23 protein-coding genes are annotated in these 17,966 nt (G+C 27.5%); 12 read left to right on the top strand and 11 right to left on the bottom strand.

The features are described from left to right. The first annotated feature begins 161 nt into the window (after nt 1–161). Nucleotides 162–908, top strand: coding sequence for a MurR/RpiR family transcriptional regulator (locus tag RSF37_RS06020; protein WP_332563499.1), 747 nt, complete (start codon nt 162–164; stop codon nt 906–908). A 52-nt stretch (nt 909–960) separates the two neighbouring features. Here RSF37_RS06020 and gltS read toward each other — a convergent pair whose 3' ends face one another. From gltS to RSF37_RS06040, 4 genes are all read right to left on the bottom strand, one after another. Continuing rightward, nucleotides 961–2,157, bottom strand: a complete 1,197-nt coding sequence (gltS, locus tag RSF37_RS06025; RefSeq protein ID WP_332563500.1) for a sodium/glutamate symporter — start codon at nt 2,155–2,157, stop codon at nt 961–963. 489 nt (nt 2,158–2,646) lie between these two features. After that, nucleotides 2,647–3,102, bottom strand: a complete 456-nt coding sequence (locus RSF37_RS06030; RefSeq protein WP_332563501.1) for a YdeI/OmpD-associated family protein — start codon at nt 3,100–3,102, stop codon at nt 2,647–2,649. A 74-nt stretch (nt 3,103–3,176) separates the two neighbouring features. Beyond that, a complete protein-coding gene (locus tag RSF37_RS06035; protein WP_332563521.1) occupies nt 3,177–4,154 on the bottom strand; it encodes a calcium/sodium antiporter in 978 nt (325 codons plus the stop codon). A 33-nt stretch (nt 4,155–4,187) separates the two neighbouring features. Continuing rightward, nucleotides 4,188–4,487, bottom strand: a complete 300-nt coding sequence (locus RSF37_RS06040) for a metal-sensitive transcriptional regulator (RefSeq protein WP_332563502.1) — start codon at nt 4,485–4,487, stop codon at nt 4,188–4,190. A gap of 168 nt (nt 4,488–4,655) precedes the next feature. Here RSF37_RS06040 and RSF37_RS06045 point away from each other — a divergent pair, with 168 nt between their 5' ends. The 3 genes from RSF37_RS06045 (at nt 4,656) to RSF37_RS06055 (ending at nt 7,432) form a co-directional block, all read left to right on the top strand. Then, nucleotides 4,656–6,212 carry an ABC-F family ATP-binding cassette domain-containing protein gene (locus tag RSF37_RS06045; protein ID WP_332563503.1) on the top strand — a complete coding sequence of 519 codons (1,557 nt, stop codon included), beginning with the start codon at nt 4,656–4,658 and terminating at the stop codon, nt 6,210–6,212. A gap of 91 nt (nt 6,213–6,303) precedes the next feature. Beyond that, on the top strand, nt 6,304–6,822 hold the full coding sequence (locus RSF37_RS06050) for a GNAT family N-acetyltransferase (RefSeq protein ID WP_332563504.1): 519 nt from the start codon (nt 6,304–6,306) through the stop codon (nt 6,820–6,822). Nucleotides 6,823–7,123: 301 nt separating this feature from the next. Next, nucleotides 7,124–7,432, top strand: a complete 309-nt coding sequence (locus tag RSF37_RS06055) for a hypothetical protein (RefSeq protein ID WP_332563505.1) — start codon at nt 7,124–7,126, stop codon at nt 7,430–7,432. Nucleotides 7,433–7,683: 251 nt separating this feature from the next. Here the strand turns inward: RSF37_RS06055 and RSF37_RS06060 are convergent, their stop codons facing one another. Then, entirely contained in the window at nt 7,684–8,031 is a 348-nt protein-coding gene (locus tag RSF37_RS06060; protein ID WP_332563506.1) for a winged helix-turn-helix transcriptional regulator, read from the bottom strand. A gap of 124 nt (nt 8,032–8,155) precedes the next feature. Between RSF37_RS06060 and RSF37_RS06065 the strand changes: the two genes are divergently transcribed. Further along, nucleotides 8,156–8,791, top strand: coding sequence for an SDR family oxidoreductase (locus tag RSF37_RS06065; protein WP_332563507.1), 636 nt, complete (start codon nt 8,156–8,158; stop codon nt 8,789–8,791). A gap of 311 nt (nt 8,792–9,102) precedes the next feature. On the opposite strand, the gene RSF37_RS06070 is transcribed toward RSF37_RS06065, so the two are convergent. The 3 genes from RSF37_RS06070 to RSF37_RS06080 are packed head-to-tail and all read right to left on the bottom strand — an operon-like array spanning nt 9,103 to nt 10,817. Continuing rightward, nucleotides 9,103–9,468 (bottom strand): hypothetical protein, encoded by a 366-nt coding sequence (locus tag RSF37_RS06070; RefSeq protein ID WP_332563508.1) that lies wholly within the window; start codon nt 9,466–9,468, stop codon nt 9,103–9,105. A 17-nt stretch (nt 9,469–9,485) separates the two neighbouring features. Next, nucleotides 9,486–9,992, bottom strand: a complete 507-nt coding sequence (locus tag RSF37_RS06075; protein ID WP_332563509.1) for a hypothetical protein — start codon at nt 9,990–9,992, stop codon at nt 9,486–9,488. A gap of 18 nt (nt 9,993–10,010) precedes the next feature. Next, nucleotides 10,011–10,817: an MBL fold metallo-hydrolase gene (locus RSF37_RS06080; protein WP_332563510.1), complete on the bottom strand. Its 807-nt coding sequence runs from the start codon at nt 10,815–10,817 to the stop codon at nt 10,011–10,013. 138 nt (nt 10,818–10,955) lie between these two features. On the opposite strand from RSF37_RS06080, the gene RSF37_RS06085 reads away from it, so the two are divergent. Further along, nucleotides 10,956–11,084, top strand: a complete 129-nt coding sequence (locus RSF37_RS06085; protein WP_332563511.1) for a hypothetical protein — start codon at nt 10,956–10,958, stop codon at nt 11,082–11,084. Nucleotides 11,085–11,128: 44 nt separating this feature from the next. Here RSF37_RS06085 and RSF37_RS06090 read toward each other — a convergent pair whose 3' ends face one another. After that, nucleotides 11,129–11,944: an alpha/beta fold hydrolase gene (locus RSF37_RS06090; protein WP_332563512.1), complete on the bottom strand. Its 816-nt coding sequence runs from the start codon at nt 11,942–11,944 to the stop codon at nt 11,129–11,131. Nucleotides 11,945–12,106: 162 nt separating this feature from the next. Between RSF37_RS06090 and RSF37_RS06095 the strand changes: the two genes are divergently transcribed. After that, entirely contained in the window at nt 12,107–13,018 is a 912-nt protein-coding gene (locus tag RSF37_RS06095) for a DUF2935 domain-containing protein (protein WP_332563513.1), read from the top strand. A gap of 51 nt (nt 13,019–13,069) precedes the next feature. Here RSF37_RS06095 and RSF37_RS06100 read toward each other — a convergent pair whose 3' ends face one another. Beyond that, nucleotides 13,070–13,930 (bottom strand): hypothetical protein, encoded by an 861-nt coding sequence (locus RSF37_RS06100; protein WP_332563514.1) that lies wholly within the window; start codon nt 13,928–13,930, stop codon nt 13,070–13,072. A 161-nt stretch (nt 13,931–14,091) separates the two neighbouring features. Between RSF37_RS06100 and RSF37_RS06105 the strand changes: the two genes are divergently transcribed. From RSF37_RS06105 to RSF37_RS06115, 3 genes are all read left to right on the top strand, one after another. Next, nucleotides 14,092–14,547, top strand: coding sequence for a hypothetical protein (locus RSF37_RS06105; protein WP_332563522.1), 456 nt, complete (start codon nt 14,092–14,094; stop codon nt 14,545–14,547). Nucleotides 14,548–14,602: 55 nt separating this feature from the next. Continuing rightward, nucleotides 14,603–14,983, top strand: coding sequence for a hypothetical protein (locus RSF37_RS06110; protein WP_332563515.1), 381 nt, complete (start codon nt 14,603–14,605; stop codon nt 14,981–14,983). Between the two features lie 117 nt (nt 14,984–15,100). After that, nucleotides 15,101–15,877, top strand: coding sequence for a potassium channel family protein (locus RSF37_RS06115; protein ID WP_332563516.1), 777 nt, complete (start codon nt 15,101–15,103; stop codon nt 15,875–15,877). A gap of 20 nt (nt 15,878–15,897) precedes the next feature. Here RSF37_RS06115 and RSF37_RS06120 read toward each other — a convergent pair whose 3' ends face one another. After that, on the bottom strand, nt 15,898–16,107 hold the full coding sequence (locus RSF37_RS06120) for a hypothetical protein (RefSeq protein ID WP_332563517.1): 210 nt from the start codon (nt 16,105–16,107) through the stop codon (nt 15,898–15,900). A 368-nt stretch (nt 16,108–16,475) separates the two neighbouring features. On the opposite strand from RSF37_RS06120, the gene RSF37_RS06125 reads away from it, so the two are divergent. Together RSF37_RS06125 and RSF37_RS06130 are read left to right on the top strand one after the other, a co-directional pair. Continuing rightward, nucleotides 16,476–16,973, top strand: coding sequence for a hypothetical protein (locus RSF37_RS06125; RefSeq protein WP_332563518.1), 498 nt, complete (start codon nt 16,476–16,478; stop codon nt 16,971–16,973). 1 nt (nt 16,974) lies between these two features. Then, nucleotides 16,975–17,966: hypothetical protein (locus RSF37_RS06130; RefSeq protein WP_332563519.1), on the top strand; the 992-nt coding region annotated here is incomplete at its 3' end.

Here is a 17,966-nt window from a genome sequence, read left to right on the forward strand (position 1 = left end):
TTAGTGTCCTATTTAAATACAATTGAGAAAAATTTATCTAAACATACTATAAAAATTATGATAAATTTATCTAAAAGTAAACTGCGAGAGTGAAAAAAATGTCGTTTTATGATAAAGTTAATTCGAAAATGATTACGTGACTATGGAAAGGATGGACGGGTATGAGTTTACAAAAGAGAATAACAGCATATAATAAAAATCTTACAAGACTTGAGAGAGAGTTATTAGATAAATTGCTCAAAAGCAGAGAAAAATTTAACTATAAAACTTTTACTATAGAAAATATAGCAGAGTTTTTTAAAACTAGTACAAGTACTGTCCATAGAATTTCTAAAAAGTTAGAATATAAAAGCTTCATACAATTTAAAGATGATTTTTTTGAAAAAAATAAGTTTGGTGAAGAAAAGAAAGATTTTTTAGATAATTCTTATATGAATTCAATTTTAGAAACATATAATCTTGTATCAATGGGACTTAAAGATGATATTATCGATAAAATGGAACAGTGCAAAAGAATTACATTTTATTCAATAGGAGTAAATAAGTATTTAGGCAGAATATTTAAAATGGAACTTCAGAAACTGGGAGTTCCAGTGGATGCTCATGATGATCCGAAATTTATGGCACTTTCAAGTAAAATACTTAGAAGACATGATGATCTTGTGTTTATTATATCAAGAAGTGGAGAGACTAAAGCCCTTTTAGAAGTTTTAGTTGAAGCAAATTTAAATGGGGTAGATGTTGTACTTATAACAGGGAACAAAGGTTCAACTTTTGAAAGACTATGTAAACATGTTATATATACTGGATCAGAATCTAGTTTAGATGATAGTGATACAAGAATAAATGCTCATATTGCTATGGATATAATAATAAGAAAGTTTGAAGAAAAGTATAGGAAAAAATAAAAGGGATTATCTCGGATAACTAAAAGTTATTTCGAGATAGTCCCTTTTGTTATTAGTGAAGTATATTTATAAATAATGTTATAACAGCTGAGTTAACAAAGTCTATAAATAGACATCCTATTATAGGTACTACTAAGTATGGTGTAGGAGCAAATCCAAATTTGCCTGTAAGTGCATCCATGTTTGCAACAGCATTAGGTGTAGCACCCATACCAAAACCACAGTTAGCAGAAGCAAATACAGCAGCTTCGTAGTCTCTCCCCATAACTCTGAATGTTATAAAGTAAGCAAATAGTCCCATAAGAACTGTTTGACCTATTAGCATAACAAGCATTGGAAGAGCTAAGTCAAATAACTCCCATAACTTTAAGCCCATAAGAGCCATTGATAAGAAGAATGAAAGGCTAATCCCTCCAATTACTTCTATTTCTTTTTGCTCAAGTTTAACTTTTCTAGCATCTGAAATATTTCTAATTAGTGCAGCAGCTAGCATTGCACCTATATAAGATGGGAAGGTTAGTCCTAAATCTTGTATGAATCCTGATATTATTGAACCAATTCCCATTGCTATGAAAATCCAAGATACACCCCTCATAAGCTTTTTATTACATAAAATAGCTTGGTTATCTTCGTGGAAATCACTTACTGGAATTGAGTGGTCTTCAGACTCTTTAGGTGTTTTAAGATCTTTACGTTCTATTAAGTTCTTAGCAACAAATCCTCCAACTAAACTACCCATTATAAGACCAAAAGTTGCAGAAGCAAATGATACTGTTGTGGCACCTGCTACGCCCATTTCTTCAAGTAGTGGGCCAAAGGATCCAGCGGTACCGTGTCCACCAATCATTGGTATTGATGCTGTACATAGTCCAAGTAATGGATCTAAGTTAAATAATTTTGCTAGTGAGGCTCCAAGTGCATCTTGAGATACAACTAGCAATATTGATAATACAAGGAATATTACAACGTTCAGACCGCCTTTTTTTAGTATCTTAACACTAGCTGTAAATCCTACACTAGTAAAGAATGCTGTCATGAAAATATTCTGTAATGTTGTATCCAAAGTAATGGTTGCAAGACCAGTAATTCTTAGTATAAGAATTAATATAGAAAAAATAAGTCCGCCAACAACTGGTGCAGGTATACAATATTTTGATAAAAATTTAATCTTTTTCTTTAAGTACTTACCAAAATAAAATACGATAGTTGCTAAAGCCATAGTTTGGAATATATCGAATTTAAATTCCATGTTATGTCATCTCCTTCTTTTAAGTTTGTATTGCATATATACGTCGATTTTAGTTTCAATATGGAGAATTTTCTGTATATTTAAATGCGTGTAAATACTATTCTACAACATTTTTAGAATTTTTCAAAGTTTTTATTATTTATATATTTTAATATAATTAAAAAAATGGACATATAATAACGAAAAAGTAGATTAAGAGAGATTTTTATCAAATGGAATAGTTCGCATAATGTAAATATGTATTATTGTTTAAAAGTACTAATTACAGCTCATTTTTTTTACAATAATACATTTAAAGTAAATATTCTTTTCTGATAAGAGAAGGATAGAAATATAAAAAAATCATTTGATTAAATATTCTTTTGAAGTAAAGCTATTAGAAAGAGTGAAGTATATGTAAATATAATTAAAAATTACCAAATTATCCGATTTAATATGAAGGATTATTTTTTATTTAAGGCAAAAAAATCAACCTATATAAGGTTGACTCTAAAGTTTCTCTTTATTATTAAGTTTTTCAATTGCACTTTCAATACGGTTATTTCTTGTTAAATCTTTCTTAGCAGAAGTTATCCAAATGATGTACTTCTTCTTAGAAGAGAAAGAAAGAGAGCTGAAGAAATCATTAGCATCGCTATTTTCTTGAAGCTTTAAGCTTAAATCATCAGGGATAGTAATAGTTCTATCATCAATATCTTCTATAAGAGTAACGGTAATTGTATCATTAAATGTTTTATTAATTTTATCACGTATTTCTTTAGTTACACCAATTATGTGGCAATCAGTTCCCATCTTAACAAGGGAACCCCTATATTCAACACCGTCAAAAGTTGCTTTAACTTTTACTCTTTTCTTGCCGTATACTTTAAAGACATCAAAAGGTATCTCAATATAAGAGGCGTTTTTATCTGGTACTTTCTTTAATATTCCTTTGAATTCTTTCATTATAAAAGTCCTCCTAAATTTGTTTATAAAAAAGGGACTTTTGATTTATTAAAAGTCCCCTTAAGTAGTTTATACTAATTTCTAATTATTATATATGCAAGATATGTAGCATATAAACATATTAGTATTGTACCCTCAATTCTATTTAATTTTTTAATTTCTTTTGATTTATTTAAGTAAATCATAAGTCCGATTACAACAGTAGAGAATAATAGGAACATCAAATCTACTGAAAGATTACCAGAAACAATTATTGGATTAATTGTTGATGAAAGACCTAGTATTAAAAGTATATTAAATATATTAGATCCAAGTACGTTACCAATTGCAATCTCTGTTTCTCCTTTAAGTGCTGCAACTATTGAAGTTACAAGTTCAGGAAGAGAAGTACCAACTGCTACAATTGTAAGTCCAACTAATTTTTCACTCATTCCAATTGAATAAGCAATACCAGTTGCACCATTAACAACAAGATTACCTCCAAGTACAATTCCAACAACACCAATTAAAATTTTAACTACATTAGATGAAGTCTTTATTGAATTTAATTCTGATTTTTCTTCATTTGATAAATTACCATTAGTATTATTTTTAGAAGCACTTCTTATAAGTACTATAGTGTATACTACACATATTAGTAATAATATAATTCCTTCAGCTCTTGTTATTATGCCGTTATTACCGCTTAGAGTTAAACCGAATGTTGCTACATAGAGTAAGCATACAACTATTATGTTAAATATAAAGTCCCTTTTAACTAAACGTTTGTTTATGACAAGGGGCATTGCAATTGCAGTACCTCCAAGTACAACTAACGTATTAAATATATTTGATCCTAAAACATTACCTATAGCAATTCCATTATTTCCTTGAAGGGCAGATATTGAACTTACTGCAAGTTCAGGTGCACTAGTTCCAAGGGAAACAATTGTAAGTCCTACTATAACAGATGGTATTCCAATCTTTTTTGCTATTTTTGAAGATCCAGAAACAAAAAGATCAGCACCCTTAATTAAGAGAACGAATCCAATTACTAAAGTAATAATATTTATAATATTATTCATCTCATAATTTCTCCTTTTAAATTATTTTACAAAGCTATTTATTTTTTTTACTAATACTTGTATCTTTTTTTCTTCTTCTGTTCCAGCTTCAAAACCTAAACAGTTAATTGCGTAGTTTTCTATTATAAGTCCACCTACGTTATTTATTGCAGATCTTATTGCAGAAACTTGAACAAGTACGTCTCCGCAGCAAGCATTTTTCTCCATCATACCTTGGATTCCCTTAACTTGACCTTCGATTCTTTTAAGTCTATTCATTATATCTTTTCTAAGCTTTTCATTATGTTCATCAAAGATAAGCATTTCGTCATTATTTTCCATTAACTAAACATCCTCCTTATACCTCTAGGTGGTATATATTTATTCTTATATTTTACCCTATTTTGAATTTTTTTAAAAGACATTAATATTGTACACTTTTACTTTACAAATTATGATGATATGAATTAAACTTATTTGTAGAAATGATTTTTAAGGAGGACATAATTTTTGAGTATAGTTACTGTTAAAGATATGAATCATGGCTTTGGAGATAGAGCCATATTTGAAGATGTTTCTTTTAGATTACTAAAAGGAGAACATGTTGGTCTAATTGGAGCCAACGGAGAAGGTAAATCAACTTTTATGAACATAATCACAGGAAAGCTTATGCCTGATGAAGGAAAGGTTATTTGGTCTAATAATGTTAGAGTAGGATATATGGACCAACATGCTGTGCTTAATAAGGGAACTTCAATTAGAGATGCTCTAAGAGATGCGTTTAAGTATCTTTTCGATATGGAACAAGAGATGAATGGTCTTTATGAGAGAATGGGCGAGATGGATGAAAATGAAATGACTAAAGCACTTGAAAGAACTGCGGTTATTCAAGATATGCTTGATAATAATGGATTCTATCTAATTGATGCAAAGGTTGATGAAGTTGCTAAAGGGCTTGGTCTTTTAGATCTTGGACTTGAAAAAGATGTTGATGACTTATCAGGTGGTCAAAGAACTAAAATACTTTTAGGTAAGCTTCTTTTAGAAAACCCAGATATTTTACTTCTTGATGAGCCTACAAACTATTTAGATGAAGAACATATTGAGTGGCTTAAGAGATATCTTATAAGTTATGAGAATGCATTTATTCTTATATCACATGATATTCCTTTCTTAAATGATGTTGTTAATTTAATATATCACGTTGACGAGAGAAAACTTACTAGATATGTTGGAGATTACTACGAGTTTAAGAGAAAGTATGATGAAAATAAGAAGAGAATTGAAGCTGCTTATGAAAAGCAACAAAAGGAAATTGCAAGACTTGAGGATTTCGTTGCTAGAAATAAGGCTAATGTTGCAACTACAGGAATGGCTAAATCAAGACAGAAGAAGCTTGATAAGATGGATAGAATTGAAATTTCTAAGGAAAAACCAAAGCCAGAGTTTGATTTTAAGGTTGGAAGAACAGCTGGTAAGGTGATTTTTGAAACTGAGGATTTAGTTATTGGATATGATGAACCTTTAACTAAACCACTTAACATATCTATGGAAAGAGGTCAAAAGATTGCTTTAGTTGGAGCTAATGGTCTTGGTAAGTCTACTCTTTTAAAGAGTTTACTTGGCACGGTTAAGCCTTTAAGTGGTAAGGTGCATTTAGGTGATTATCAACAAATAGGTTATTTTGAACAAGAGGATAGAGTTGAGAATAATAATACTTGTATTGACGAAGTTTGGCAAGAGTTCCCAAGTAAGACTCAATATGAGATTAGATCTGCTCTTGCAAAATGTGGTCTTACTAATAAGCAACTTGAATCTAAGATAAGGGTTTTATCTGGAGGAGAGGCTGCAAAGGTTAGACTTTGTAAGATTTTAAATGTTGAAACTAATATTCTTATTTTCGATGAGCCTACTAACCATTTGGATGTGGATGCTAAGGAAGAACTTAAGAGAGCTCTTAAGGAATATAAGGGAACTATTCTTTTAGTATCTCATGAACCTGAGTTTTATAGAGATATTGTAACTGAGACATGGAACTGTGAGGATTGGACGCTGAAATTGGTATAGTAAAATTTTACAAAGAGTTAGTGTTACTACTAACTCTTTTTTGCTATACTTAAGTAAATATAGTTAGGTATTAAAGGGGGTAATTGATAATATGAGCATAAGAATAATTGGTATTAATGAGAAAGATTGGCATGATTTATTGAAATTTGAAATTGATAATAGAAGCTTTTTTGAAGAGAGTTGTATATCAAGAGGTGATAAATATTATGAAGAAAATAACTTTAAAGAGATACTAAGGGAATTAATTAAAGAGCAAGAGCAGGGAATACATTATATGTATTTAATAAAGAATAATAATGATGAAATTGTAGGAAGAATAAATCTTGTGGATATTATCAGGGGAAATATGAATAAGGCTGAGTTAGGATATAGAATAGCTAAAACTCATACTGGAAGAGGTTATGGCAAGAAGGCAGTAGAACTTATTTTAAGAGAAGCTTTGAACATTCATAAACTCCATAGAATAGAATCAGGGACAGCTATAGGAAATATAGCCTCTCAAAATATATTAGAATCTAGTGGTTTTAGAAAGGTTGGAATATATAATAAGTATATATATTTAAATGGACAATGGAATGATAGTGTTATTTACGAAATACTATTAAGTTAAATGATTGAAATTTGGTACAAACTTGAATAGCTTTTTCTTGTCATAAAGGTATGATGGAGGGACAACAAAATTAGTATAAGAACTTATTAAAGGGTTAGTTTTTATACTAACTCTTTTTGTTATATTTAAAGAAAAATATGTTGATTATTTGTATTAAGATTTTTAGATTTTGTCTTAGCAGCTTAATTTAGATGTGGCTATAAAAATAAAAAAGAATTTTTATTATATGATAGCTTTTAGCTTAAGATTAACATATAATGAATGTATAAAAAATATATCTTTAAATACAGAGGAGAAAAATATGAATACATATACTATAAATTTTTATTTACAAGAAGAATCAAAGGAATGTGGATGTGGAGGTCATGATCATGAACATACACATGAAATTCGTGATGACTATGAAGTTGTAGGAACTATTAAAACTTTTGGAGCATGGGCAAACATTATGCCAGATAGTTATATAGTTAAAAGTGAACTTAAAGCTGAAGAGATGAAAGCAAAGATTATGGTACACTTAAAGTCAAATGATATACTTCTTATTACAAAAGTTGATGGAGAAGATAGTGCATCTTCAATAGAACAAGCTATTCAATGGATAAATAAATAATAAAAAGAGAAAAAATTTATCGGTAGAATATTATTAAAAAAATGTTGGAACAAAATATAATAGTTGCCTTAAAATTTTGTGGAACAGCTCGTGAGGATTGGACTACTAAAATAGTATAGTAATTATTAAAGAGTTAGTGTAAAAACTAACTCTTTTTTTATTATACTGAAGCTAAAAATTGGTAGGAAGAATAAATAGTGTAGATGTTCTTAGAGGGAATATAAATAAAGCTCATTGGATTTAAAGTATATTCAATTATGTTTTTTATCATAACTGTATTTTTCATATATATTAGACCAATTCTCTAAAGCTTCTAATACTGGCAAAAACTGAATACCGATATCGGTTAAAGAATATTCTACTTTAGGTGGTATTTGATTATAAACATTTCTATAAATCATTCCATACCCTTCTAAACTTTTCAACTGTTTCGATAACGTTGCTTGTGTCATTTCAGGCAATTTTCTATGTAATTCTCCAAATCTAAGTGTTTCCTTACTTAACAAATATATAATTAACATATCCCATTTTCCACTTACTATTTTCTGAACCTTTGCAAATGAACAATCTTTAAATGATTTATCTTCTAAATTTTTCATAAAAAACACTCCTTACGCTATCATAAAAGATAGTACTATCTTTTAGTATTGTACTTTATATTTTTATTATAGTATGTTAAATTGAGCATATCAAGAAAATAATAAATTAGGAGTGACTTATATTATGAAAATTGCAGTGTTTGGTGCAACAGGCGGAATTGGAAAATTTATTGTAAAGCATGCACTAGATCAAGGATATAGTGTAAATGCTTATGTACGTAATCCAGAAAGGCTTAAAAATATAGATAATAATCTTAAAATTTTTGTTGGGGAAGTATATGATTTTAATAAAATAAAAGAAGCTATTACAAATTGTGATGCGGTTATAATAGCACTTGGAATATCTATGAAGTGGGGATATGAAGATATATCATCAATAGAAGCTCATAAAAATATTATTAGAGCCATGAAGGAAGCTAATGTAAAGAGACTTATAGATTGGTCTACGCCTTCAATAAAATTTAAAGATGATAAACCATCTTTCGTAACAACTATTCCAGGAATTATGGCATCAGTATTTTTACCAAAAGCAAAAAAAGTTCTGATTGAGGTAAACAGACAAGTTATTGATTCTAATTTGGATTGGACAATTGTTAGATTTATGGCTCCAAAAGATTCGAATTTCACAAAGAAAATTAAAGTCGGATTTGGTGGTGTTAAAATGAATTTTAATATTTCTAGAGAAGATATTGCTTATTTTATGGTTAACCAATTATCAGATAATAAGTACATTCATTCTATGCCTATTATTGGTAGTTAGTAGCAAGTGTTAAAATTAAAGGTTAGAAAATCATCAGAAAGAATAGCAGAAGTATTTTGATAAAAGACCGTATTTAACCATTGATTATAATTAAATACAAGAAAAAACTGGACAAACAAAGTTGATTGTCCAGTTTTTTATCTCTTTTTATCCTTTTTCTTTCTACCAAAAAAACCTACCATGAATAATACCATAACTAATGCTATATATACATATGAATATCCGTCCAAAAAACTATCACCCCTTAAGAAAAAATATTATATATATCTATTATACATAATTAATGGACATGAATTCCAGATATATAAATATTAAACCCAATTATTAATTTCAGCTGTTATCAATGATTTTGAAATATACATTGCGTTTATTAACTTTTTAAATCGGGTATAATGAGAAGTACCTTCTTCAAATTTTGATTGTCCCTTTTCACATTTACTAATAATTGAAGATACAGGGCGTAATGCATCATTTAGTTCATTCTTTGAATATTTAGAAAGAACATTTTCACAACTTAATAATGATTTTGAGATATGTAGAGCCTTTATTCTATTTTTTAGTAACGTATGTTGTGATGTACCCTCAGCAAATTTAGGTTGTATTTTTTCACAGTTTTTTATAGTAGAAGATACAACTTGTAGTGCATCCTTTAACTCGTCTGTTGTATATTGTTCCATAATATTTCACCTCAAATTCATAGTACTTGCGTATTAACTTCAATAGTATTACCATTAATATCATAAGCTGTAATAGTACCAGCATCATTAGGCACAATAATTGCAAATGGTTTTGTGCTATCAACATTAATCGAATTTCCACTATTAGTTTTAATTGTACTAACATGTTCATTATTCATAGAAATTAAAGCATTTTCATTACAATTATCTATATGAAATTCTGATATTCCAATTGGTGCAATACCTCCACCAATTCTATAAAAATATCCGAAAGACAAACCATCTCTGTTAGAATAAATAGAAAAAGTATTTTTACTATGAGAATCATCATAAAATATCATTGCTGACGCCATTTCTGTAGTATCCTTTGAGACCTTCCAATTATCAGAAATCTTTTGATCAGCCCTTGCGTCAGTCTCAATATTCTCTTTGTAAGTACCAATGTCATTATTAAAATATAAAATAATAAATGCAAATAATATAAGACTAATGGTTACCCACGTATACTTAAATAATCTTTTCATTGTATCACCTCCAATATACTACCATTCTAATTCTAAACCAACGCCTACTTCTTTTATAGGTATAGATTTATACATTTCAGCTCTAACGGAAAAAGAAGTACAATGGCAAGGATATAATTCAGCTATCATATTGTTATTTAGATAAGTTATAGTTTCTTTTAGCTGATCATCTATATCAAAGAGATGAAACCCACCAATAACCCCTAAAACTCTATGGTCATTACATACTTTTTTAGCATATTCAATTATATTACATATACCACTATGTGAGCAGCCTGTAATAATATAAATTCCATTTTCACTTTTGTATGCAATAGCTGTATCATCGAGAACGTAATCTGATACTAGATTATTATTTACAACTTGACTACCAATGATTTTTCTTTTTTCAAATGAGTTAGTTTGTGGGATTTCTCCTAAAAAAGTTATGTTTTTACTGATTTTTATAGGTTCTTTAGAAAGAATTAGATTGCATTTTTTCTTTAGAGATTCCTCTAAAATGGGGGAGCAAATTTTAAGGTTATTAATGGATTTTTCTTTAAAAGCATCTGGATGAGCAATTATTGAAATATTATTTTCAGGATTTTCTTCAAAATAATATTTCAACCCTCTTGTATGATCATCATGCCCATGTGAAATTACAATAGTATTTATATCTTCTATTTTTATACCAAATTCACTTATATTCCTTAAAAATAAATTAGAATACCCAACATCTAATAATAACTTAATATCATCATCTTCAATATAATATGAAACAGCTGGTTCACCACAATAGTAATTATCAATATATGTGTTATTATCTACTAAAACTTTTAATTTCATAGTAACCTCCTTATTTGAATTAATAGCATGTACAATAATTATACATTATATTTTAACAATAAACCCATAAATTATAATATTTGCTATTAATGATGTGATGTATAATTAAAATAGATAGTATGATTGGAGATGTATAAAATGGAGGATAATAAGAAGACAGAAAAAATAAAAAGAGAAGAAGAGGAAGAAGAACTTAGAAGGAAACAGTATATAGAAGATAGAGACAATATGAAAATAAAATATTATAAAAATTTAAATATAAAATAAAGAAATATAGAAGAAGCTATCTCATAATGAGATAGCTTCAAGTTTTATTCTTCAATAAAACATATTAATTCCTTATTAAACTTATCCTTTTCATCATAAAATAATCCATGACCACTTTTTTGAAACTTCACAAGTTTAGAGTTTTTTACAAGCTTATTTTGTTCTTCACCAAGCGGTGGCAAAATTACTTTATCGTGGATTCCATGAAGAATTAACGTAGGGATATTGATTTCTCGCATATCCTCAAATAAACTTTCTTCATCAAGCCAAGTGTTAGCAATTGCAGCTGTGGACCAACTTGCTGCTTGGAATCCTAATTGTAAAAACCAATCAGAAAATGGTTTGCTTATTTTTTTATAAAAGAAAGTTTTACCGAAGTCATATAACATTTTAGGTCTATCTGAATATGTTCCTTTTATAATATTGTCAACATCTTCTCGTTTTAATCCATAAGGGAAGTATGGTCGTCTAATTAGACTAGGGGCAGCAGCTGCACATAAAACAAGTTTAGATATTCCATGCGCCTTGTGCCTTGCAACATACCTAATAGCAATAGCGCCACCAGTAGAATGACCTAATAGCGTAACATTTTCTAATTTCAATGTATCTATAACACATTTAACATCATCAGATAATCTATTATAATCATATCCATATAGTGGTTTATCTGATTTTCCAAATCCTCGTTGATCTAAGCCAATACATCTATAACCTTTTTTTATTAGATAATTAAATTGATACTCAAATAATTCATGACTTCCAGGCCAACCATGTAAAAATACGATAGTTTTATTTCCACTTGCATTAAGATCCTCAACATAAACTTTAACATTTGGTTCGACTTCAATATAATAACCCATTAAATACACTCCATAAAAAAATTCGTAGTATAAATATACTCTTAAATACATTTAGTTGTGATTCTAAGTAAAGGGATAATAATAAATAAAAACCTTTAAGTTAAGTATGAACAGAAGAGCTCTTAAAAGAGTATAATGTAGTAAAACTTTATGGAGGAACATATGTTAAGTAGAGAAAAATATGTTACATTATCACTAGAATTACATTTGTTTTTTGCTCGAATAATGAAAGAACATTCATTATTTTTGGAGGCGGGATTTACACCGAAAAATAGTAAATTATCGAAAGAAGCAGAGGGGTACAAGGAACAGTTTGAAAAATTTTTATCGGATGTAGTAAAACTAAGCTCAGGAAAAGTTAGAGATTCAGTAATAGATTCTGGAGAACTAGTTACAAAATACACTTTAAATACTGAAGAAAAGACACAATACTATACAGGCATAAAGATAAATTCTAAAATAACTTCAATGGAGTATAATCTTCAGTGTGAAACTTCAAAGAGTACCGATAGTAGAACAGTAAAATGTGTTAAAGAGCTTAATAAAAGGGCCATAAAATTACTTGATGGACTTATAGATTTAAAAATGAGAATTTTAGATGATATGTTAAATTGCAAGATATTTACTTTGAATTATCCTTTACTTATTGAGCACATAATACGAGAAGCTAAGCTATATCACTCATATATTTATTCACTTGAGAATAATGAGGATATTGAGAAAAAAGATATTAAAGATACGGAATTATTTTGGGACAGAATTATGATGGAGCATTCCTTATTTATTAGAGGATTACTTGATCCTAGTGAGAATAAATTAATAGATACATCTGATCAGTTTGCAAAAGATTATAATGATTTACTTAATAAGGCAATAAGTATGAATGATGCGACAATACTAAGTATTACAGAAGATACATTAGTAGAAACAACAAAATTGAGAGACTTTAAAAAAGCAGGTACAGAGGGAATAGTTGACTGTAAAATAAAATCTATAATATTACCACTTCTTGCAGATCACGTATTAAGAGAAGCTAATCACTATATACGATTACTAAATAATTATAAAAGATAATATGAGAAAAGACCTAAACTTATAATAAGTTTAGGTCTTTTTTCATTAAAATTAACCTAGAACATCAAATCCTAAATCTAAAATATTAGCAAATAATGATAAAGTAGTATTTGTTGGGATAACATTATTTTTAATATCTAATAATTTACCAAGGCCGTATTCAGTATATATACTAACAGTTGGGTAATTATTCTCATCACCTAAATCACAAATAATATCAGTATCCTTTAAAGTTACTATATTACTAGAATTGGTATTTACAAGTGAATAAAGTCTAACGATATAATCATATCTTAGAACTTTTACTCTATCAGTAACTTCTATTTTATTAATCTTATTATTTATATCATATTTTGATATTGAAGAAGTTAGATTTCTAACTACAAAGTAATCAACATTTCTTTTATAATCAGCTCTATCTTTAAATTCAGCTAATCTTTCTAAATTTAAATTGATATCAACTGTTTTTTCTTCTTTATCTAAATTATTAAAACCAGCTTTTATGTAAGTTAAATCTTCTTTGCTAGTAAGTTCTTTATTTAATATATCCATACAGTTTTTATAAACATCCTCAAATGAACCAAAAGGCAGAGCATACTTAATGTTATTTAAAATTACATATACTTTAAATTTAGCAGAGCTATCACCACTTCTAGATGAATAGTTAACTTCAACTAATAGCATTTCATTAAGTTCTTCAGTATCATAAGTTAATCTTTCATTTCCATTATTATATTCTGAAATATAATTATCATTTTTACATAAAGATTGTGTATGTTGGTCTATTATATAAGTACTTTTAAGCCCAAGGTCATTAGCTGAACCTACTCTTATTGATGTTCTTATTGGTAGTTTCTTTAAATTAATGTAAGGTCTATCCTCACAAAGGTTGTTTTCTAATATTATTCGCATATTTTATCTCCTTGTTTAGACTAACAGTAGTGTTAGTTTGTATTATAAATTATAACATATTTTAAAAATAATAAATAAGATAGATTACATATTGAAAAATTATTTTACAAAATGTATAATTTATATATGGTATAAAATTTAAATAATAAAGTTGAGAAATGATGGTACATATTGTTTACTGTGACGATAAGGAAAAAGTTTTAGAAAAGATTATTAGTGGTACAAAAACTATGGTAATTAGAGGGGCAGCTGGAAGAAAGATTCCACATAGTAGAGTATTTGATGGGGAAACTTTATACTTTATGAAGAAGGGTACAGGCAAAATAAGTGCAAAAGCAAATGTAGTTAATGTAGAAAATCACGTAAAGCTTACTCAAGATGAGTCACTTAATATTATTCAGAAAAATGGTGATAAATTAAATTTATCCAAAAAGCAAATTAATAGGTGGAATAAAAAGTGTTTATGTTTAGTGGAGTTTAATAATATAGAAGAGATAGACAGCTTAGAACTTGATCATCAAAAAAATATGGATGATTGGCTTATAGTAGAAAAAGTGGAAGATGTCCTTGTAGGAACTAGTATAGATTATAATTATGATAAAACAAAACTAAAATAGATTTTAATGGTATAATAAAAGACCTAGTTAATTAAAACTATAGGAGGAATATTATATGAATAAGTTATATTTAGTTGAGTTAATAGAATATTACTATGATGGTTACTCAGAAGGAATTGATCAAGAGCAACCTGAGATACTTGGGCTATATACTACTGAAGAGGAGTATATGGAGAGAGTAGAATTTGAAATAAATAATTATAAACGAGCAAGTAGAACAGAACTAGAAATTTCAAGAGATGAAGAGTTAGTTGAAGGTTGCATGGAAGTTGTTGATATTGTATCAGAAGATGCTAGAGTAACTTTAATTGTAACGGAAGTTCAAATTGGAGCATCAAAGAAATTAGTTGATTATAATAGAATTAACTATTATTTTGATTATGAGAAAACTAGTGAAGTTGAAGTAATCAATGTAGGTAATGATAAGCTTAAATAAGTATAAAAAACTCAGCAATTGCTGAGTTTTTCTTATTTTTAAATATAAATAAGAAGTTATACTATTTATATTTATTGTAATTTAATGTAAACTATTGTTAGGCTAGGAGGGGGAAGTATGGGGGGAGCGGATAAATTACAAAAGTATTATAATATATTAATTGCTATGTTAGCTTTACTTGTAGGTGTAATGATAATAATTGAATTTAGTGTTCAATTATCACTAGAAAATGAAGCTAGATTTATTCTAATAAATAAGGTGATATGGATAGTATTTTGTTTTGATTATTTTGGAAGGATGATATTAAGTAAATCAAAGGTTGAATTTGTTAAAGATAATATTATAGATCTACTATCTATAATACCATTAGACTCGGCATTTAAAATTTTGAAAATATTTAAGATAACAAAATTGATGAAGTTAACTAAATTTTTTAAGGTTATGATAGTGTTATCAAAGTTTAAATGTAAAATGAATAAATTCTTAAATACTAATAAGTTTAATTACGTAATTTATATTACAATTACAATAATACTTTTAGGTGCAATAGGAATATCTATAGTTGAGGAAATGACATTTTCAAATGCTCTATGGTGGAGTTTTGTAACAACAACGACTGTAGGGTATGGCGATATTTCACCATCTTCATCACTTGGAAGAATAATGGCAGTAATACTTATGTTAGTTGGCATTGGATTTATTGGTATGTTAACAGGAACTATAGCTACATTTTTTCTGAAAAAGGAAGAAGAGAATAGGACATATAAACAAAGTGTTATAAATGATATAAAAAATAAACTAGATGATTTTGATTCGCTTACAAGCGAAGAAATAAAGGATATATACTTAGTATTAGATAGTTTAAAAGAAAGAAGAAATGATAAGCTGTTATAAAATTTATTATTTATAACAGCCTAATTAATTAGAAACAACTCAATACCAAAAAGTCCACATCCTGTAGTAACCATAACATCAACAATTCCATAAATAACACATAAAGAGAAACTACTAAATGAAGAGTGGTTCTCTTTTTTTAATGAGTACATTTCAGGAAAGTTCTTTATTTGTTCTAATATTTTAAAAATAAATCCTATAAATAATGAAAAGTAAGCTAGTTTAATCATATAAATCTCCTTAAGAAAATGGATTAAGCAATATCGTTTTTATGAAATAGTCTGAAAAGAAAACTGTAATGGCAATAATTACAAATTTCATAACAACGGCTAATGTTGTCATAAAAATTTTAGTTCGGATAGATTCTTCATCAGTCCACACTTCGTATATTGAGTCTTTTAGTTCAAAAAGTCTCATAAAAACTACTATAGCTATAAAAATATAAAGTACAAAAATAAACATATAAAAACCTCTTTTTACAAATTAAATATATATTAACATAATATAACAAAAAACACATAAATTCATTAAAAATCTTTGATTTGTTAATAAAATTAATATATAATCTATATACAATATTTAGTTTTGGGGGGATGAAATGTATAAATACAAAATTTTGTGGGATGAAAAAAATTTATCTATTATGAAAAAGATACAAATTAAGAGGTTGTTACTCCGAAATTTAATATCAATAGTAATAACGGATATACTACTGTTTGGTTTATTTTACTTTTTATATAAAATGAATGATATGAAAGAGCTTTTAGTATACTTCGTTACTATCGTAATATTAGTTCAAATTACCTCTTTAATAGTTTATTCTATTAAGAAAAATAATGAAATGCTAGAAGAGCTTAATGATATAGACTTATTAATGAATTTTAATGAAGAAGGAATTGAATTTGAATGTAAAGATATATATAAGTATTTTACTTGGGATGGAATTAGTAGTATTAAGGTATTTGATGAATATTTAATAATAAATCATGATATTAGTTGGCAATATGGGAAAATAGTATTATTTGATGGGTTCGAAGCAACAAAAGAAACTATAATTTCTGAATTTGAGAAATTTAATGTTGTTAGGAGGGCTTAAAATGAAGTTTGAATTTAAACCTTCCGAGAATGGTACAAGCCATAATGATGTAGCAAAATATAATGCCCCTATTAGTGTTAATAGTATGATGCATTTAATATGTTTTAAAATGCCATGCATTATAATGTCACTATTAGTTGTAATTGATCTTTTTTCTAGGGATATATCTATATTTTTAGATAAAGTTATAATTGTTGCAATTGCATTTTTAATAATTTGGATTACATATTTTTTAATAAAAAAGAAGAAAAAAACGAAAGCTGAGAGGACTAAGTTTAAAAAATTCTGTGACTTAGATACTACATATTATTTTACAATTGATGATAACTACTTAATTAGAGAAAATGAATTTAGTAAAATAAAAGTAAAGTTAAATAAAGTAATAAAAGTTGAGGTTTTAAAATCTACTATTATTTTATTAGTAGAAAATGATTCAACTTTAATATATATACCTATAAGATGTTTACCGGTTGGTTTATATGAATTTATTAATATAATAAAAGAAAAAAATAATGCTATTGTAATAAATGAATATTATAAAAATATTAAAAAGTCATCTAAAAGATATATTATAGTATGTATTATATCTATAGTATTAGCGATAATTGGATCATTTTTTATAGGGAAATATGAATATGAAAACAACTTTACAACGTATAACTTAAAAATCCAAGATGAGCTTAAGAGAGAAGATTTTAATGATAGTTACTATTATGAAAATAAGAATTTGAGCCTTGGTATATACTTTCCTCAAAAGTGGGACGGTAAGTATGGCATAGAAGAACTAAATGATAGAATAAATGTTTATTATTTACCAAATAGAATACAAAGTAATAAGACTACGTTACTTTTTTCAATAGTAAAATTAGAGAATTTTAATGAAAGAGATGAAATGTATATTAGCAGAGTTGTGGATATAGCTAATGAAAGGTATAAAATATTTTCTCCAAAAACAATATCTACACTTAAAAATAATGGAGCAGAATATAAAGA

This window comes from Clostridium sp., from assembly GCF_036643715.1.
In the GTDB taxonomy this organism is placed as follows: domain Bacteria; phylum Bacillota; class Clostridia; order Clostridiales; family Clostridiaceae; genus Clostridium.

What these genes read in the sequence shown, in the direction of transcription:
- RSF37_RS06020 (WP_332563499.1), top strand. Translation starts at nt 162, where the DNA reads ATGAGTTTACAAAAGAGAATAACAGCATATAATAAAAATCTTACAAGA.
- gltS (WP_332563500.1), bottom strand. Translation starts at nt 2,157, where the DNA reads ATGGAATTTAAATTCGATATATTCCAAACTATGGCTTTAGCAACTATC.
- RSF37_RS06030 (WP_332563501.1), bottom strand. Translation starts at nt 3,102, where the DNA reads ATGAAAGAATTCAAAGGAATATTAAAGAAAGTACCAGATAAAAACGCC.
- RSF37_RS06040 (WP_332563502.1), bottom strand. Translation starts at nt 4,487, where the DNA reads ATGGAAAATAATGACGAAATGCTTATCTTTGATGAACATAATGAAAAG.
- RSF37_RS06050 (WP_332563504.1), top strand. Translation starts at nt 6,304, where the DNA reads ATGAGCATAAGAATAATTGGTATTAATGAGAAAGATTGGCATGATTTA.
- RSF37_RS06055 (WP_332563505.1), top strand. Translation starts at nt 7,124, where the DNA reads ATGAATACATATACTATAAATTTTTATTTACAAGAAGAATCAAAGGAA.
- RSF37_RS06060 (WP_332563506.1), bottom strand. Translation starts at nt 8,031, where the DNA reads ATGAAAAATTTAGAAGATAAATCATTTAAAGATTGTTCATTTGCAAAG.
- RSF37_RS06065 (WP_332563507.1), top strand. Translation starts at nt 8,156, where the DNA reads ATGAAAATTGCAGTGTTTGGTGCAACAGGCGGAATTGGAAAATTTATT.
- RSF37_RS06070 (WP_332563508.1), bottom strand. Translation starts at nt 9,468, where the DNA reads ATGGAACAATATACAACAGACGAGTTAAAGGATGCACTACAAGTTGTA.
- RSF37_RS06075 (WP_332563509.1), bottom strand. Translation starts at nt 9,992, where the DNA reads ATGAAAAGATTATTTAAGTATACGTGGGTAACCATTAGTCTTATATTA.
- RSF37_RS06080 (WP_332563510.1), bottom strand. Translation starts at nt 10,817, where the DNA reads ATGAAATTAAAAGTTTTAGTAGATAATAACACATATATTGATAATTAC.
- RSF37_RS06085 (WP_332563511.1), top strand. Translation starts at nt 10,956, where the DNA reads ATGGAGGATAATAAGAAGACAGAAAAAATAAAAAGAGAAGAAGAGGAA.
- RSF37_RS06090 (WP_332563512.1), bottom strand. Translation starts at nt 11,944, where the DNA reads ATGGGTTATTATATTGAAGTCGAACCAAATGTTAAAGTTTATGTTGAG.
- RSF37_RS06095 (WP_332563513.1), top strand. Translation starts at nt 12,107, where the DNA reads ATGTTAAGTAGAGAAAAATATGTTACATTATCACTAGAATTACATTTG.
- RSF37_RS06100 (WP_332563514.1), bottom strand. Translation starts at nt 13,930, where the DNA reads ATGCGAATAATATTAGAAAACAACCTTTGTGAGGATAGACCTTACATT.
- RSF37_RS06105 (WP_332563522.1), top strand. Translation starts at nt 14,092, where the DNA reads ATGGTACATATTGTTTACTGTGACGATAAGGAAAAAGTTTTAGAAAAG.
- RSF37_RS06110 (WP_332563515.1), top strand. Translation starts at nt 14,603, where the DNA reads ATGAATAAGTTATATTTAGTTGAGTTAATAGAATATTACTATGATGGT.
- RSF37_RS06115 (WP_332563516.1), top strand. Translation starts at nt 15,101, where the DNA reads ATGGGGGGAGCGGATAAATTACAAAAGTATTATAATATATTAATTGCT.
- RSF37_RS06120 (WP_332563517.1), bottom strand. Translation starts at nt 16,107, where the DNA reads ATGATTAAACTAGCTTACTTTTCATTATTTATAGGATTTATTTTTAAA.
- RSF37_RS06125 (WP_332563518.1), top strand. Translation starts at nt 16,476, where the DNA reads ATGTATAAATACAAAATTTTGTGGGATGAAAAAAATTTATCTATTATG.